This window comes from Paenibacillus sp. Root444D2 (assembly GCF_001426375.1).
Classification (GTDB): domain Bacteria; phylum Bacillota; class Bacilli; order Paenibacillales; family NBRC-103111; genus Paenibacillus_E.
Genome location: NZ_LMEO01000045.1, coordinates 1,212,050 through 1,229,063, shown reverse-complemented (window position 1 = coordinate 1,229,063; position 17,014 = coordinate 1,212,050). Strand labels below are relative to the sequence as shown.

Genomic DNA, 17,014 nt, shown 5'->3' with positions numbered 1-17,014 from the left:
CATGGATGTACAAGCTTTCGATTTTGAACTACCTGAATCATTGATTGCCCAGACGCCGCTGCTTGATCGCACGGCGTCTAGACTGCTTACGCTGAACAAAGAATCAGGTGAGATACATCACCGGACTTTTGAACAGCTAATTGATTATGTAGAAGCCGGGGATTTACTCGTAATGAATGACACACGAGTCATTCCAGCACGGCTTTTTGGTGCGAAGAAAGACACCGGCGCCAAAGTGGAGATTTTGCTCCTGAAGCCCCTGGGTGAGGATCGTTGGGAGGCCTTGGTAAAGCCAGGGAAACGCATGCAAATAGGTGCCGTGGCAGTTTTCGGTGTGAACGCCAACTCAACCAGTGGTGAACAACCTTTGTTGACGGCAGAGGTTGTGGAAGTTGGAGATATGGGTGGTCGTGTGCTCCAATTTAGTTATACAGGCATTTTCAATGAGATTCTAGACCGATTGGGCGAGATGCCGCTTCCTCCTTATATTAAGGAGCAGTTGTCAGAGCGGGAACGCTATCAAACCGTATATGCAAAGCATGAAGGCTCAGCTGCAGCACCAACGGCAGGGCTGCACTTTACTGAAGCCTACTTAGATAAACTGCAAGCTAAGGGTGTTCGTCTTGCATTTGTCACCTTACATGTCGGGCTTGGGACATTCCGTCCTGTATCTGTGGACACCATTGAAGAACACCAAATGCACGAGGAGTATTACATGCTGTCAGCTGAAACGGCAGCACTAATTAACGAAACCAAAATGAATGGTAAGCGTGTGATTGCTGTGGGGACTACATCTGCACGTACGTTAGAAACGGCAGCGGGCTTGAGCCGTAAGCATGCAGATGACGACGCTAACGAAAAATTAGTAATTCAGCCTTCACAGGGCTGGACTTCAATTTTTATTTATCCGGGGTATACGTTTGGTGTGGTGGATTCCTTGTTAACCAATTTCCACTTACCTAAGTCAACCCTGCTTATGCTCATAAGCGCAATGGCTGGGCGAACGAATGTGTTGCAAGCTTATGAAGAAGCTGTTCGAGAGCAATATCGCTTTTTTAGTTTTGGAGATGCTATGTTAATTTACTAAGATCAGTACTCAGAAAGACGCTTAGAATAGGAAGTGGATGTATTGGCAGCAGCAGTTACTTACGAACCAATCAAAACATGTAAACAATCCGGAGCACGTCTTGGACGCGTTCACACCCCTCACGGTGTCATTGAGACACCTGCCTTTATGCCAGTTGGCACACAAGCGACTGTGAAGACGATGAGCCCTGAAGAATTAAAAACGATGGATGCTCATATTATTTTAAGTAATACTTATCATCTCTTCATCAGGCCGGGTCATGATATAGTGAAAGCCGCTGGCGGTTTGCACAAATTCATGAATTGGGACCGACCTATTTTAACAGACAGCGGTGGGTTTCAAGTATTCAGTCTAAGTAACATGCGTAAGATTACAGAAGAAGGCGTACAGTTTAAATCCCACTTGAATGGGGACAAGCTGTTTCTCTCCCCAGAGAAGGCAATGGAGATTCAGAATGCGCTTGGTTCTGATATTATGATGGCTTTTGACGAATGTCCGCCTTTCCCGGCAGAGTACGATTATGTGAAGAAATCACTGGAGCGTACGACGCGCTGGGCTGAGCGCTGTTTGCAAAGTCATAGCAGACCAAATGATCAAGGATTGTTCGCCATTATTCAAGGAGGCATGCACGAAGATCTACGGAGGTTGAGTGCCGAGCAGTTGACTTCCATGGATTTCCCGGGGTATGCTATTGGTGGACTGAGTGTTGGAGAACCTAAGCATTTGATGTATGAAGTACTTGATTACACAACACCTCTTATGCCTGCGAACAAACCTCGCTATTTGATGGGCGTAGGTTCACCTGATGCCCTAATTGAAGGCTCTATCCGAGGTATCGATATGTTCGATTGCGTACTGCCAACAAGGATAGCCAGGAATGGGACATGTATGACTAGTGAAGGCCGGCTTGTTATTCGTAATGCTAAGCATGCGACCGACTTTGGTCCGCTGGATCCCAAATGTACCTGTTATACCTGTACAAACTATAGCCGGGCTTATATTCGTCATTTAATTAAAGCAGATGAGACCTTCGGAATCAGATTGACTACGATTCATAACCTTCACTTTCTACTACAGCTCATGCGTGATGTAAGAGGAGCCATCCAGGAAGATCGGTTACTTGATTTCCGTGATGAATTCTTTGCCGCTTATGGGCTGAATGATAATGAAAGAGGATTTTAAGAAAGGAGGATACCTATGTTACTATCAGCAGACACTGCGAATACAGGTGCAGTTGGGTATTTGTATACATACGGACCTTTAGTGCTCATGTTTGTCGTTCTTTACTTCTTACTTATTCGTCCACAGCAGAAAAGACAGAAAACACGTAATCAAATGCTTGGAGGATTGAAAAAAGGGGATAAGGTCGTTACGATTGGCGGGCTTCACGGAACAATTATGGAGATCACAGATGACATTTGTGTACTTCGTGTCAACGATGCGACGAAAATGACATTTGATCGTTCTGCGATCAATGCTGTTTCTCAAACTACAGCAAAAGAATAAAATAAAAAAGCGAGATCCTTCAATCAGGTTCTCGCTTTTTATTTCGTTTTCTAAAAGATATAAAAGTTATTATAGTTCATTATTCTTTAAGCGTTTTAGCAAAGCTTGCTCGCCAAGAACAAGACGGCCATCGGATATACGTAAGCCCACTCTGGCTGCTACGACACCAAGCACAACACCGGCACACATGTCAGATAACCAGTGGATGCCCAGATAAAAAATCGTGAAGATGATGAAAGCGGAAGAGCAAGGCACGAATATTTTCCAAAACGTACTTCGGCTTTTCACTGCAATTACAGCCATCGAAACTGAGATCGATGTGTGTAAGCTTGGAAAACAATTGTCAAGTCCGGAAAGTGGTCGATAATCTTGTTCAAAGGTTGGGAACACATCCAGTATCAGAAGCTTAACATTAGGATGAAACGACCAAACTTCGTTCACTGGGAAAAACAAATAGAATGGAATAGCGATCATATAGTTGAACATGAGTGCGTAGCAAATGGCGTAAAAGAGTCTATAATTTTTCTGGTACGTATAAAGCGCAATCGATGTTATCATTACAGCAGGAAATACGACCACATAAAAATAACTGCTAACTAAAGTCAATGTATCATTATGGAAAAAATGCTGAATGGATGAAACAAAGTTGCCTTCAATGCCATAGATCGACTTGGTGAAATCGGTTCTGATATCGATCCCTTTTTCAACCCACATCTCAACTTTATTAAAAAATAGGATGGTAATCAGTGCAGCAAAGTGAAGGAGATACTTACGAGAAGTAAATATTTCTTGAACAAAGCTTCCGGCAATATTAAATGGACTTTTACGTGTCGCAGCGATCAGAAAAATTAAAACAGTGATAACTATATAGACCGTTGCATGCGTCATTGAATGAAAAGGGCTCATGGTGTTTTCCCCCTAATATTGGAAATTATTTGCGGCAATAACTATGATATTATACCACAATCTAAGGGGGAAAGTGATATCTTCACGGAAACGTCTTATTTTTGCGTGTTAACGCCAAGTATTCCGCCCAATGCTCCTGACACGAATAGAATGCTAAGTAATTGAAGGGATCGAAGATTCAAACCTGCATCGAAAGCAAGAAAACCAACCAAAAAAATGAGGATAAAATAGACAAAGCCTACAATTCCCCCGTGATACCAGCCGCGGTTTCCAGCTCTTTTGCCTGAAACCCAGCCGCCAATAAATAGGGAAACAGCATGAATAATCGTAGTTAACATATGCAGAGAGCTTTCTTGTGTGCTGGTTAAAAGAAGAAATAATGACGTCATTATTGTTCCAATTGTCATCATACTTAATGAATAAACAAGTCCAGAAAATAAAGGAGACGTTATTCGAACCTGACTGACCGTTTTCATAGGGTTCACAGGCCACCAATCCTTTCGTATATTCGTTCGTTTCATTAACATCATTGTATGGCCAAGCACATAGAATTAGTACAGACTGTTCAAAGGGAAGGGGATAATTATGACAGAATTTTCTCAAGGTCCTGCTTTATGGCAAGCTATCGCTGCCTTGATCATTTTTGCCGCGGCTTATGTATGTATCTTGATTGAGAAATGGGATCGGATGTATACAGCATTAGGTGGAGCCCTTCTTATGATCATTATGGGGATTGTTCCGCTTAGCAAGGCAGTTACAAGTTACGCGAACTGGCATGTTCTTTTACTTATCATTAGCTTATTTGTTATTTCTGGCGTTTTTCAGAAAACAGGAATTATCGCCTATTCGGCAACTTATATCCTTCGAAAGTTTCGAATACAGCCAATTACGATTCTACTTAGTTTGTCAGTCCTTTCAGCGATAATATCAGCGCTTTTGGATGGTTTGCTAGCAATAGCTGTACTGGTGCCGATCCTGCTGAAGACGACGAAATTGATGAAATTATCTCCAGTTCCTTTTCTGATTAGTATTCTCTTATCCGTGAATATTGGTGGAGCTGCAACGCTCATAGGGAACATGCCTAACCGAATGATTGGGGCTGCAGAGAACATATCCGCTGGGGAGATGCTGCTAAAGCTCGGCCCACTTGTAATCATACTGCTAGCTCTCGTATATCTCGTGATATGGTTGATTTACGGGAAGAAGATGATTGTCGCAGAAACGTATAAAAGAGAGCTGCTTACGTTACAACCCTCCTCCTACTTGGTTTCAGATCGAGGATTTTTTGCTGGGAGTTGTTTAATCACTCTACTTACTCTGATAGTTTTGTTGCTTCAAGGCGTTCTTGGATGGAATGCTTCGTATATTGCTGCGTGTGGGGCGGTGGCTCTATTAGCATTAAACTATAAAGAATTAGTCCAACTGGTTAAACGAAGAGACTATCTTTCCATATGGCAAGGCTTGAAAGAAACACAATTGCTATTTTTCTTTGGATTATTCATCATGATCGGCGGCTTAACGTATGCCGGGATTACCGGATTTATTGCTGTGAGAGGTTTAGAAATCAGTCAAGGAAACATCCCCTTCTTATCCATTCTTCTGTTATGGCTTACTGGCTTTGGCTCTGCCATGATGGACTACATTCCTTATACAGCTGCTATGATTCCAGTCGTAGATCATATAGGCAGTACGCTGCAAAGTGCAGCCGGAATCTCAACAGTTTCCTCATTATGGTGGTCCTTAATCGTAGGAACTGCCATTGGCAGCGGAGTAACTCTTCTGAGTTCAATGACTAGCATGTACGCGGCCGCTCTTTCTGATAAGGAGGGAGGAGGGCTAACACATCGTGGATATATGATTGTGGCCGCTCCGATTTCCCTGCTTTTATTCATAGCAGCTACAATTTATTTCAAGTTATTTCTGTAGGAATTGCCAACAATTGAATACGTAAATTCTGCATGACGAAGTGCATGTGCGGTCAGAATACCATTGAACTCCGGCAAGCAAGAGCTTAGATCAGGGGAGGCTAACGATGGATATTCTGACCATTTTTTTACGTACCGTGCTGATCTACTTTGTTGTTTTTCTCATGTTAAGGATCATGGGGAAACGTGAAATTGGTAAACTTTCGCTGTTTGATCTTGTAATCTCGATCATGATTGCAGAAATTGCGGTTTTTGTTATTGAGGATTCTGACAAACCACTGATGGATGGGCTTGTCCCGATGGCAACGCTAGTACTCATCCAAATCTTGATTGCGTTTATTACGTTAAAAAGTAGAGCGGTTCGAGTTCTCTTTGACGGAAAGCCGAGCGTCTTAATCAACAAGGGATTGATTAATCGAGAAGAAATGAAGAAGCATCGATATAATTTAGATGATTTGATGCAGCAACTAAGACAAAATAAGATTATAAATGTGGCAGATGTGGAGTTCGCAGTGTTAGAACCTTCGGGGAAGTTAAGTGTAGTGGAGAGAAAAGTGAAAGAGACAGAGAAAGAGGCAGAGACAGAGACAGAGACAGAGACAGCTAAAGTCAATGATGGAATAAAGGGGATGATTCGCTATGAAGGACTTCCGCTGCCTCTCATTATGGATGGTAAAGTACAGGATGACAATTTGAATAAAATAGGAAAAACTAGATTTTGGCTGAAAAATCAGCTCCAAGCTAAAGGAGCACGTGATTTTAAAGAAGTGTTTTACTGCTCCATTGATCATAGAGGCCGAATGTTTCTGGATCGTAAAAGATAAGCTGCTCATCAGCGTATGATTTTTTTGCCCATGTTCATAAGCCGGCTTATGTCCTTTAAGCTAATTAGACGAAATACAGTGATAAACAATAAGTACACAATAAACCCTATTAGAAAAGAGGCTACAAAACGAAGCCAATCAGTTGAAGTCCAAGATGTATACATGACGATGTAACTACAAAGCCCGGAAAGCGCCATAGCCGCCCCAATTTTACCGAAATCACTGCCTTCCATGCGGAATTTCAACAAGCGTACAACACTATTCCAATGCAGCAGCGTTACTAAGACGATGTTCACATTGATGGCGAAAATAGCTCCGTGAATACCCATTTCCGGCTTGCTGGCCAGCCAATATATGAGAATAAGCTTAACCGATGAGCCAATCAAGGTGTTGATTAAAGCGGCTCCTGGCTTGTTTAAAGCTTGTAAAGCGGACTGTAACGGAGCTTGAAAATAAATAAATATAGCGATCGGAGCCATCATTTTCAGCATGACCCCTACATCGGGTTGATTGTACATGTACGTACAGATCGGTTCAGCAAGAACGAACATGAGGACTGCGAATGGAGCGCCGGTTACTAAAGCCAGCTTCAAGGATTGATGCAGTCGCATGTGAATCGTTTTGATATCTTTGCGGGCAAGGGCTTCGCTTAATGAGGGAACGAGTGAGACCGATAATGACATTGTAAGAGCGCTAGGCAGAAGTATGATGGGGATAATCATCCCTTGTAAGGCGCCGTATTGGGCTGTAGCCAATGATGTTGAAATGCCCGCTATCGCCAGACTTTGTGCAATCAGAATGGATTCGAACAGGTAGGAACTTGCCCCAATCAATTTACTGCCTGTTATGGGGATCGCAATTCGCATAATCCTACGAAAATTAGAAAGTCTGCCATTCGTTTTATTCGTACCAATTTGAGCAATAGGGGCTTTTGGAGATGCTTTCTTGTCGTACTTGAAATGGATGGCTAAGACGACTAGGCCGCCAATTTCTCCTGCTAGGACACCCATCATTGCCCCGGCTGCTGCATATTCGATCCCATAGGGGATCATTACATACGAACAAACGAGAACCATGACAATACGGATGAGTGTCTCCATAATTTGAGAAGTGGCGGTAGGGATCATATTCTGTCTTCCTTGAAAATAGCCGCGATACACGGCGGAGATTCCGATGATCGGGATCATTGGACTCATACACAGGAATGTGTAGTAAACTCGTGAGTCGGTTAATAAATGAGATGTAATCCACGAAGCTCCTACAACACAAGCGATCGTAAATACGACACTGAGAGAGAGAGTAATGGCTAACGAAATTTTTAGAATGCTGCGGATTCTCGTTTCGTTGTGTTCAGCCTCTGCTTCTGCTATCAACTTGGCAATCGCGACAGGTATCCCGCCTGTTATTATGGTTAAGATGACGGACAAGAATGGCCAACCCATATGATAAATACCGATACCTTCAGCACCGATGACACGCGGTAAAGTAATTCTAGGTATGAAGCCAAGAATACGGTTCAAAATGCCTGCGGCTAACAGGATCATCGTGCCTCTAATAAACGACTGCTTGGTCACTGCCATTCCCTCTTCCGATACGTGTCATATCCTATGACTATGCGAGGGCTGGCCAAGCTCATGCTAACATTTTATGGACAGGTCACAGTTTGGCAGGAAAATGGTGGATGAACAGCGAATTATTCTAATGAGTAAAGGTAAATCACACCTTAGGAGGTTCTCCCAATGAACGGAGAAGATAACGATCAAGTACCTCATCATCCTGAGGACAATAAGAATGAACAGGCAGAGGCTAGCGAACCAGCATTCATAGATACAGAGGAAGAAGAAGAGGTTTCCCTTACTGATATAGAACTTAATGAGCTTATCGAAAGCTTATGTTTAAGCAAAGTTGAAGAATTTGTTATGCTTGGCTACGAACATGTGAGTGGTAAAGATATTTGGGATTGCGTTAGCGACAAGTATCGTAAAACGGGTGTCCCTTCGCTTCATCAAATCGTAAATGACATTTTGTCGCTCAAATCAACGGCGTTCATGAACTGGATGACGATTAGTATGTATAAAGGAGCCCAATTCTAAGAATGGGCTTATTTTTCATGAAACGACTTAAATTGACTCGATTTTCAGACCTGAGTATAATAGGCATATTGAGTATGGAAGGGAGACAAGCAAGAGATGGTGGATTGGAAAAGAATATCGTTCTTTTTTCTAACGGTAGTTATTGTTCTCGGAGCGATCGGAGCAACAAGCCCTAGTCTTGTAGAACGAATTAAGCTTGGATTGGATTTAAAAGGTGGGTTTGAAATTTTGTACACCGCAGAGCCATTGACTGCCGGTCAACAGCTAACAAAGGCAACGCTTACAGAGGGAGCAGAAAGTTTGGCTAAGCGCGCCGATCGACTTGGTGTCGCTGAACCAGAGGTTTATCCCGAAGGAAACGATCGCATTCGTGTACGTCTTGCGGGTGTGGAAAATGAGGAAGAAGTCAGAAGCGTGTTGTCTAAACCTGCTGTTCTTACCTTTAGGGGTCCGGATGGAACGGTCTATATGGACGGGACTGATTTTGTCGAGAACGCAGCTAAAGTTAGCTACGATCCGAAAACGAATCAACCGATTGTTGAAATCAAGATGAAGAGCAGAGAGAAGTTTAAAGAAGTTACGACCAAGCTTACTGGTAGTACATTATCCATTTATTTGGATGAAAACCTGGAATCTTCCGCCTCTGTGAATTTTCCGATCGATAGTGACTCCGCTATCATTACTCAAACAAGTGTTACGGGAGCAACTAATGTAGCAAAAATGATTAACTTGGGCGCCATGCCGTTAAAATTAACAGAGAAATATATTCAGCGCGTGGATGCCACTTTAGGTAAAGCATCGCTGCACCAAACAGCTAGAGCTGGTTTGATTGCTTCGATCTTAATCTTTATCTTCATGGTACTATACTACCGCGCACCGGGTCTTGTGGCTGCCTTTACACTGATAACTTATGTATGGGTATTGTTGGCCATATTCGACTTTATGAATGCAACACTTACACTGCCAGGTATTGCGGCCCTCGTCTTAGGAGCAGGTATGGCGGTCGATGCGAACATTATTACTTATGAAAGAATCCGTGAGGAAATACGTGCCGGCAAGAGCATTCTTTCATCTTTGAAATCAGGCTCCAAACATTCTTTCCGTACAATTATGGATGCTAACGTTACGAATTTGATTGCTGGTATTGTTCTGTACTACGTCGGAAACGGCGCTATTCGCGGATTCGCGGTTATTACGATGATGAGTATTATTATCAGTATCTTAACGAACGTATTGTTCTCCAGATGGCTGCTGCATCTTATCATACGGGGCAACTTGCTGAAAAAGCCAAGTTATTTCGGTGTGAAGGAGGCAGATATCCGTGGGCTTTAAGAAAAAATATGATTTTGTAAAAAATCGCAATAAGTTTTTCATTATTTCGATAGCTCTTCTTGTTATTGGTCTGTCCGTTATGCTGTTTTCTGGCATGAATTTCGGTGTCGATTTCAAGGCAGGTACGAATATTGATCTTGTCGTTGGCAAACAACTAGACAAGGCCAAGGTTGAAGAGATCTTGCATACTCTTACAACGAATGGCGATATAAAATCGAACTTTGCGGATCCAACAATCGGCGGTAATAACAGTGATCGTGTCTCCATCCGATTCGATGATGTGTTGAATGATGATGCGGTTAATAAGATCCAAAAAGCATTTGCAACCGCATATGGCACTGAGGTTTCCAAAGAAATCAACACAGTTGATCCACAATTAGCGAAGGAATTGTTGCTTAAGGCGGTATATGCCGTCGCCATTTCCAGTGTGTTGATTTGTTTGTATGTAAGTATTCGTTTCGAGTGGCGCTTTGCCGTAGCAGCGATTATTGCCATACTTCATGATGCTTTTATGGTTATCGCTATGTTTGCGATTTTCCGCTTTGAAGTGAACTTACCGTTTCTAGCGGCAGTTTTGACCACAATCGGTTATTCCATCAATGATAAAATTGTTATTTTTGACCGTATTCGTGAAAATCTGCGATTTGCTAAACTCAAAACGGACGAGGATCTTGTTGCATTGGTCAACGATAGTATCTGGCAGACGATGGCGCGTAATATCAATACTGTACTAGTGGTATTGTTAGCCGCAGGATGTTTGTATATTTTCGGTAGTGAGTCCATTAAACTTTTCGCACTTGCGAAGTTAATCGGTTTAACAAGCGGAGCTTATTCGTCTATTTTCATTGCATGTTCACTGTGGTACTTATTGAAAAGAAAAACTTTACGTAGTTCTAAAAAGAAAGCTGCAGCGTAATAACCATAATAACCGGCCGCGTGAATGTTGCGCGGCCTTTGTATCCGTTCAGGGGGAGTGTCCACGTGAATGACGAGCGTTTTCAAAAGACAGAAGTCACTGTCTGGGTAGCTATTGCCGGGAATGTTGCACTTGCCTGTCTTAAGGTAATTGTTGGGTTTATGTCGCAAAGTAAAGCACTTCTCGCTGACGCGGTACATTCCGTATCTGAGGCAGTGAGTTCTATTGATGCATTAATTAAACTAAGAACTGCAGAAGCGGTGCCTCAAGATGCTTACCCCAGTCGTCAAGAAAAGAAGGTTTCCATCACATCCATTCTGTTGTCGATTGTTATTCTAGTCTTAGGTGTTGAATTAGGTATCTCTACCTTTAAATCCATATGGGTTGACGTAGAGCATGCTCCTAAGGTGTATGCGCTTGTGGCAATTGGAATTTCGCTCTTAATTAAAGAGATCATGTTTCAATATACATACCGGATGGGGAAGCGTTTAGGATCTCAGGAATTAATTGCTAATAGCTGGGGACACCGTTCCGATATATACTCTTCTATTGTAGCTCTCATTGGTGTGTTAGGAGCTTTAATGGGCAATTACCTAAACCTATCTTTTCTTTATTATTTGGATTCACTTGCGGGATTACTAATATCTCTAATGGTGTTGAAGATGGGGTATTCGTTACTTAAGGAAACCTTACATACGAAAATGGATTACGTCCTGCTGCAGGAAGATGCCGCTGAACTGATTGCTGCCGTACAGATGATAAAAGGTGTAATAACCGTTGATGACTTGCAGGCAAGGGAACATGGCCATTATGTCGTTGTCGATATCAAAATTAGCGTGAATCCAAGGGTCTCTGTAGGGGAAGGACATGAAGTCTCCAAAAAGATCAAACAACAGTTGATGAAACGATTCCATCATGTTTCCGATGTTTTTGTTCAGGTAAACCCCTACGATGCAGGATATCCTTACAAAAATAATACGGATACCGAGTTAAGTGAGTTTCCATCCGTTATTCACTAAATAAGCGTTAAAAACTAAGCTTACGAAGAAAGTTTTGCACAGCAAAACTCTAAGGAGGACACACCGAGTGCTAGCACCGAAGGCAAGATGGAGCATAGGAAATGCGGATGAAATGCTCGTTGAAACATTTGCGCGCGAGCTGCAGATAGACCCGCTCGTTGCCAAGTTGCTTGTTCTTCGAGATATACGCACCGTGCCAGATGCTGAACAATTCTTGCATGGCGGAGTCCACTATTATAATGACCCGTTTCTGCTTGACGGGATGCTCCCAGCTGTAGAACGCATCCGAAAGGCTCTTCAGAACGATGAATTAATACGTGTCTATGGTGATTACGATGCAGATGGCGTAAGCAGCACCTCATTGATGGCTCACTTGTTGAAAGGGCTAGGAGCTCGTTTCGATACGTATATCCCTCATCGCATTCGAGAAGGCTATGGGCTGAATCGTTCGGCGATCGAATTAGCCAAAGCGCAAGGCGTCACGCTATTAATCACCGTTGATACAGGCATTAGTGCCGTTCAAGAAGTAGCCTATTGTCAGGAATTAGGCCTAGATGTTATCGTAACGGATCATCATGAGCCTCCTGAAATACTGCCTCAAGCTTTAGCCGTCATTAATCCGAAGAAGCCAGGTTGCCCATACCCTTATAAACATCTTGCAGGGGTTGGTGTTGCTTTTAAGTTAGCCCATGCCATACTTGATCGACTGCCTGAAGAACTTTTGGAGTTTGCAGCACTCGGAACGGTTGCTGACTTAATGCCTCTTACGGGGGAGAATCGCTTAATCGTCAAGCAGGGGCTGCAGCGTATGCAGGATTCTACTTACGCAGGATTTCGTTCACTCATTGGTGTATCCGGTATTGAAAACAAGGAAGTGACCGCAACTCACATTGGCTTCTCGCTAGCACCCAGAATTAACGCAAGCGGCCGACTGGAAGCTGCAGATATTGCCGTGAAGCTGCTCACAACATCGGATGAGAAAGAAGCGGAGCAAATTGCCTTTGAACTGGATATGCTGAATAAAGAACGTCAACTTATCGTAGAAGACATGGTGCAAGAAGCTTTTGTTCTAGCCGAACAGCAGCAAGCCAAAGGTTTAGATAAAGTGATTGTTGTCGCTAAGGAACAATGGAACGTCGGTGTTGTCGGTATTGTTGCATCCAAGATCGTAGAGAAATTTTACCGACCGACCTTAGTGCTAAGCATAGATCCACAAACAGGTATGGCCAAAGGTTCTGCGCGCTCGATTACCGGCTTTGATTTACACAAAGCTCTAACTGCTTGTGATGAGATGCTCGACCACTACGGCGGCCATCAAGCGGCTGCGGGTATGAGTCTGAACAGCAGCCATGTGGAGGCATTCACTCAGAAGTTGAACGAACTAGCCGCAGCAGCACTTACGGAACAGGATTTCATTCCTCTTCTGAAAGCCGATGCGGCGTGCAGCTTGTCAGATGTTCCGATTGCAAGTATTGAGCAGTTAGAGAAGCTCGCGCCCTTCGGTATGGGTAATCCTGCGCCGAGGTTCATGTTCACCGATTTATCTCTCGGCGATATCCGGACGATGGGCAAGGAGAAACAGCATCTCAAGCTAGCCCTCTCCGAAATGAAGGAAGAAGTAAGCTGCTCAGTGGAAGCCGTCGGTTTCGGCAAAGGAAGCTTGGCTGGTCTGATCGCGCCTGCCGCAAAGGTAGATGTGCTAGGAGAGCTTTCAATCAACGAATGGAACGGTGTGCGGAAGCCGCAAATCATGATGCAGGATCTTCGTATAACGCATATGCAGCTGTTTGATTGGCGGGGAGCGGGACAATTAAGCTCAAAGCTTAGCGTGCTTCAGAACACGATTGCTGCGGGGAATGGTAACCTCACACTAACTCCAGCTATCGTTCTGTTTGACGAATCAGATGCAGCCTTGTTTACTTCAACAGCGTTTCAGTTAGGCGGCTCTGTGCCCTACTGGATTGTTCAAGATAGCGAACAATTACGGCCTGGTAACGAAACAGCCCGACAATTGGAATTTGCTAACATGCAGGATATTATCTTGTACACGATCCCACGCAGCGTTGCTAGCCTGCAGAGTGTGCTTCATCAAGCCAGTGGAATGATGCGCTGTTATCCAGTATTTGCAGAGCTAGGGCCTGACAGCGGCAGCACGCTGCCATCTCGAGACATGTTTAAAATGCTGTATGGCACTTTGCAAAAAGAAGGATCGCTGAATGTCCAGGATGTGCGATTAATGACCTCGTTTAGTAAACGATCGGGGCTTTCTCCGGCAATGATTCAATTTATTTTATCCGTTTTTGAGGAGCTTGGTTTTGTTGAAAGACAAGGCGGCTTCGTTAAACTTCATGCGTCACCGGCAAAGAGAGATCTCACAGCATCCCGCTTGTATCAGCATAGATTGCATCGCCAGGAAGTTGAATCCATTGTCATGTACTCCTCAGCCAAAGAGCTGGAGGAATGGATTGCCGATCAAATAAAAAAAGAAAATCACATTTTGGAGGAAATTATATGAATTTCAAAGAGCACATTCGCGTCATCCCGGACTTTCCACAACCAGGCATTCGTTTCAAAGACATCACAACGTTATTGCAAAATGGGCCGGTTTATAGAGAAGCTATCGATCAGATGAAAGCATTAATTAAAGAGAAACAAATCGATGTAATTGCGGGTCCTGAAGCTCGTGGCTTTGTAATTGGCGCTCCGCTCGCTTATTCACTTGGAATAGGCTTTATTCCAATTCGCAAAAGTGGCAAATTGCCTGGCGAGACGATAGAGGCTGACTACGCTCTTGAATATGGCAAGGATAAATTAGCCATGCATAAAGATGCTATTAAACCAGGTCAAAAGGTACTGATTGCGGATGATTTACTTGCAACAGGCGGAACGATTCAAACATCGATCGACTTGATTAATCAGCTTGGTGGGGAAGTTGTAGGTGCTGCATTCTTAATCGAATTATCCTACTTAGACGGTAGAAGTAAGTTTAATGGGATTGACGTGGTTTCCTTAGTTCAATATTAAAATTAAAGCTGAGAATCGAATGCTAGTGTTCGATTCTTTTTTATACAATGAAAGCTAATATTTCAGGAATACGTTCAGTGATTTGCGAGAAAATGCTGCTTTTTGTCGAATGCATGGTGCGAACAGTTGACGTGGGGCCTGCCTTGCAGGCATAATGAATAAAAATCGATTAAAGGGAATGGGTAGATGCATGGGTATAGAGCTGCTGATGGAGAAGGCCGCCACCTATCTGAAAGAGAATGATTTGCAGAGGATTCGGGAGGCCTATGAATTCGCGGATGAAGCCCATCATGGCCAAGTACGCAAATCGGGTGAGCCCTATATTCTGCATCCACTCGCTGTTGCAGATATATTGGTGAACATGCAGATGGATGTCACATCCATCATTGCTGCGCTTCTGCACGATGTCGTTGAAGATACAACAGTTTCTCTGGAAACTGTTCTAGATAAATTCGGGAAAACTTGTGCGATGCTAGTGGATGGCTTGACGAAGCTGGAACGGATCAAGTTCAAGTCCAAAGAAGAGCAGCAGAACGAGAACTACCGCAAAATGTTTGTTGCTATGGCGCAGGATATTCGCGTTATTCTCATTAAATTAGCGGACCGTTTGCATAATATGCGGACATTAAAGTACCAATCCGAAGAGAGCCAGCGCCGTATTGCGGAGGAAACGCTGGAGATCTTCTGTCCGATTGCGCATCGACTCGGTATTTCCACGATTAAGTGGGAAATGGAGGATATTGCTCTCCGTTATTTGAATCCGCAGCAGTATTACCGGATCGTTAACCTCATGCAGAAGAAGCGTACTGAGCGTGAGCAATATATTGAGGACGTTATTCACAGCATTAAAGAAAAGCTGGAAGAGATGGGCATTCAGGGAGATATTTCCGGAAGACCTAAGCATCTTTACAGTATTTATAAAAAAATGAGCTCCCGCGGCAAGCAATTTAATGAGATTTACGATCTCATGGCACTTCGTGTTATTGTCGACGGGATCAAGGATTGCTACGCTTCTTTAGGCATTATTCATACCTTGTGGAAACCAATGCCTGGACGTTTCAAAGATTATATTGCGATGCCGAAGCCGAATATGTATCAGTCTTTGCACACAACGGTGATTGGTCCTAAAGGAGAGCCGTTAGAAGTACAGATTCGCACATGGGAAATGCATAGGACGTCAGAGTTTGGTATCGCTGCGCATTGGGCCTATAAAGAAGGCGGTTCTGTTGTACCTTCGGGCACTTTCGAGGACAAAATGAGCTGGTTCCGTGAAATTTTGGAGCTGCAGCACGAGACCAATGACGCCTCCGAATTTATGGAATCCATGAAGATGGATTTCTTCTCAGACCTTGTTTTCGTCTTTACGCCAAAAGGGGAGGTTATCGAGCTTCCTGCTGGTTCAGTACCTCTGGATTTTGCTTATCGGATTCATACTGAAGTCGGTAATCGAACAATTGGTGCTAAAGTAAATTCCCGGATCGTTCCCTTGGACCACAAGTTGAAAACAGGGGATATTATTGAAATTCTGACTTCAAAGCATTCTTACGGACCTAGTCAGGATTGGATTAAAATCGCACAATCCTCTCACGCTCGCAGTAAAATTAAGCAGTGGTTCAAGAAAGAGAAGCGCGAAGAGAATGTCGAAAAAGGGAAAGACATGATTGAGCGCGAGCTCAAACGATTGGCCATTGATCCTCCGACATTGATGAGCGACGATAAAATGCTTGAAGCCGCGAAGAAGTTTAATTTTAGCGATATTGAAGATATGCTGTCAGCCGTTGGATTTGGCGGTATTACAGCTGCACAAATATGCACGAAGTTAACGGAGAAGCTGCGTAAGGAAGCTGAAGAAGCGCAAGTGCTGAAGCTTACTAGTGAGGTCAAGGAGGTCAAAGCTCCGACTTCATCCGAGCGCAAAAGCCGGCCAACCAACGGTGTCCGTGTCAAAGGTGTTGATAATCTGCTTGTCCGCTTCGCTCGCTGCTGTAATCCAGTACCTGGCGATTTGATCATTGGGTACATCACGAGAGGACGCGGCGTTTCCGTGCATCGTTCTGATTGTACGAACATTCCTTCGAGTATGGGCGAAGAGGAACGGGTCATTGAGGTCGATTGGGCCGAAGCTGTTGAATCCAATTTCAATGTAGAGATTGAAATCACAGGTCATGACCGCCGTGGATTCTTAAACGAAGTACTCCAAGCTGTTTCCGAAAGCAAAACGATGATTTCCGCCGTATCTGGGCGATCAGATAAGAACAAGATGGCTACGATTCATATGACCATTTTAATCAAAAATATAGACCATCTGCAGTCCGTTGTTGAGAAAATTAAACGTGTCAAAGATGTCTATTCCGTTCAGCGTATTATGCAAAGTTAGGCGAT

At 43.6% G+C, this 17,014-nt stretch carries 15 protein-coding genes; 12 read left to right on the top strand and 3 right to left on the bottom strand.

Annotation, left to right across the window (positions count from 1 at the left end; translation table 11 throughout):
* Position 1 precedes the first annotated feature (1 nt).
* The 3 genes from queA to yajC are packed head-to-tail and all read left to right on the top strand — an operon-like array spanning position 2 to position 2,593.
* The gene (gene queA, locus ASD40_RS26655) at positions 2 to 1,087 is read left to right on the top strand and encodes a tRNA preQ1(34) S-adenosylmethionine ribosyltransferase-isomerase QueA (RefSeq protein ID WP_057306133.1); all 1,086 of its coding nucleotides are present in this window, start codon (positions 2 to 4) and stop codon (positions 1,085 to 1,087) included.
* Between the two features lie 42 nt (positions 1,088 to 1,129).
* Positions 1,130 to 2,269, top strand: a complete 1,140-nt coding sequence (gene tgt, locus ASD40_RS26650; protein WP_057306132.1) for a tRNA guanosine(34) transglycosylase Tgt — start codon at positions 1,130 to 1,132, stop codon at positions 2,267 to 2,269.
* 15 nt (positions 2,270 to 2,284) lie between these two features.
* A complete protein-coding gene (gene yajC, locus ASD40_RS26645; protein WP_029196927.1) occupies positions 2,285 to 2,593 on the top strand; it encodes a preprotein translocase subunit YajC in 309 nt (102 codons plus the stop codon).
* Between the two features lie 69 nt (positions 2,594 to 2,662).
* Here the strand turns inward: yajC and ASD40_RS26640 are convergent, their stop codons facing one another.
* Together ASD40_RS26640 and ASD40_RS26635 are read right to left on the bottom strand one after the other, a co-directional pair.
* Entirely contained in the window at positions 2,663 to 3,499 is an 837-nt protein-coding gene (locus tag ASD40_RS26640) for a phosphatase PAP2 family protein (RefSeq protein WP_057306131.1), read from the bottom strand.
* A 95-nt stretch (positions 3,500 to 3,594) separates the two neighbouring features.
* Positions 3,595 to 3,975: a TIGR04086 family membrane protein gene (locus tag ASD40_RS26635; protein ID WP_235549418.1), complete on the bottom strand. Its 381-nt coding sequence runs from the start codon at positions 3,973 to 3,975 to the stop codon at positions 3,595 to 3,597.
* 109 nt (positions 3,976 to 4,084) lie between these two features.
* Here ASD40_RS26635 and ASD40_RS26630 point away from each other — a divergent pair, with 109 nt between their 5' ends.
* Positions 4,085 to 5,425 carry an SLC13 family permease gene (locus tag ASD40_RS26630; RefSeq protein ID WP_057306129.1) on the top strand — a complete coding sequence of 447 codons (1,341 nt, stop codon included), beginning with the start codon at positions 4,085 to 4,087 and terminating at the stop codon, positions 5,423 to 5,425.
* Positions 5,426 to 5,531: 106 nt separating this feature from the next.
* Positions 5,532 to 6,248: a DUF421 domain-containing protein gene (locus tag ASD40_RS26625; protein ID WP_057306128.1), complete on the top strand. Its 717-nt coding sequence runs from the start codon at positions 5,532 to 5,534 to the stop codon at positions 6,246 to 6,248.
* Between the two features lie 8 nt (positions 6,249 to 6,256).
* Here the strand turns inward: ASD40_RS26625 and spoVB are convergent, their stop codons facing one another.
* On the bottom strand, positions 6,257 to 7,822 hold the full coding sequence (spoVB, locus tag ASD40_RS26620; protein ID WP_057306127.1) for a stage V sporulation protein B: 1,566 nt from the start codon (positions 7,820 to 7,822) through the stop codon (positions 6,257 to 6,259).
* Between the two features lie 165 nt (positions 7,823 to 7,987).
* Between spoVB and ASD40_RS26615 the strand changes: the two genes are divergently transcribed.
* The 7 genes from ASD40_RS26615 (at position 7,988) to ASD40_RS26585 (ending at position 17,009) form a co-directional block, all read left to right on the top strand.
* Positions 7,988 to 8,341 (top strand): post-transcriptional regulator, encoded by a 354-nt coding sequence (locus ASD40_RS26615; protein ID WP_082562462.1) that lies wholly within the window; start codon positions 7,988 to 7,990, stop codon positions 8,339 to 8,341.
* Positions 8,342 to 8,440: 99 nt separating this feature from the next.
* On the top strand, positions 8,441 to 9,673 hold the full coding sequence (secD, locus tag ASD40_RS36690; RefSeq protein ID WP_082562499.1) for a protein translocase subunit SecD: 1,233 nt from the start codon (positions 8,441 to 8,443) through the stop codon (positions 9,671 to 9,673).
* Positions 9,663 to 10,589, top strand: coding sequence for a protein translocase subunit SecF (gene secF, locus ASD40_RS36685; RefSeq protein ID WP_057306125.1), 927 nt, complete (start codon positions 9,663 to 9,665; stop codon positions 10,587 to 10,589). Before secD ends, secF begins: the two co-directional genes overlap by 11 nt.
* 65 nt (positions 10,590 to 10,654) lie before the next feature.
* Positions 10,655 to 11,608 carry a cation diffusion facilitator family transporter gene (locus ASD40_RS26600; RefSeq protein ID WP_057306124.1) on the top strand — a complete coding sequence of 318 codons (954 nt, stop codon included), beginning with the start codon at positions 10,655 to 10,657 and terminating at the stop codon, positions 11,606 to 11,608.
* A 67-nt stretch (positions 11,609 to 11,675) separates the two neighbouring features.
* Entirely contained in the window at positions 11,676 to 14,123 is a 2,448-nt protein-coding gene (gene recJ, locus ASD40_RS26595; protein WP_057306123.1) for a single-stranded-DNA-specific exonuclease RecJ, read from the top strand.
* Complete coding sequence (locus ASD40_RS26590; protein WP_057306122.1) at positions 14,120 to 14,632, top strand: adenine phosphoribosyltransferase; 513 nt, start codon at positions 14,120 to 14,122, stop codon at positions 14,630 to 14,632. The genes recJ and ASD40_RS26590 overlap by 4 nt, the downstream gene beginning before the upstream one ends.
* A 190-nt stretch (positions 14,633 to 14,822) precedes the next feature.
* Entirely contained in the window at positions 14,823 to 17,009 is a 2,187-nt protein-coding gene (locus tag ASD40_RS26585; protein ID WP_057306121.1) for a RelA/SpoT family protein, read from the top strand.
* The last annotated feature ends 5 nt before the right edge of the window (positions 17,010 to 17,014 follow it).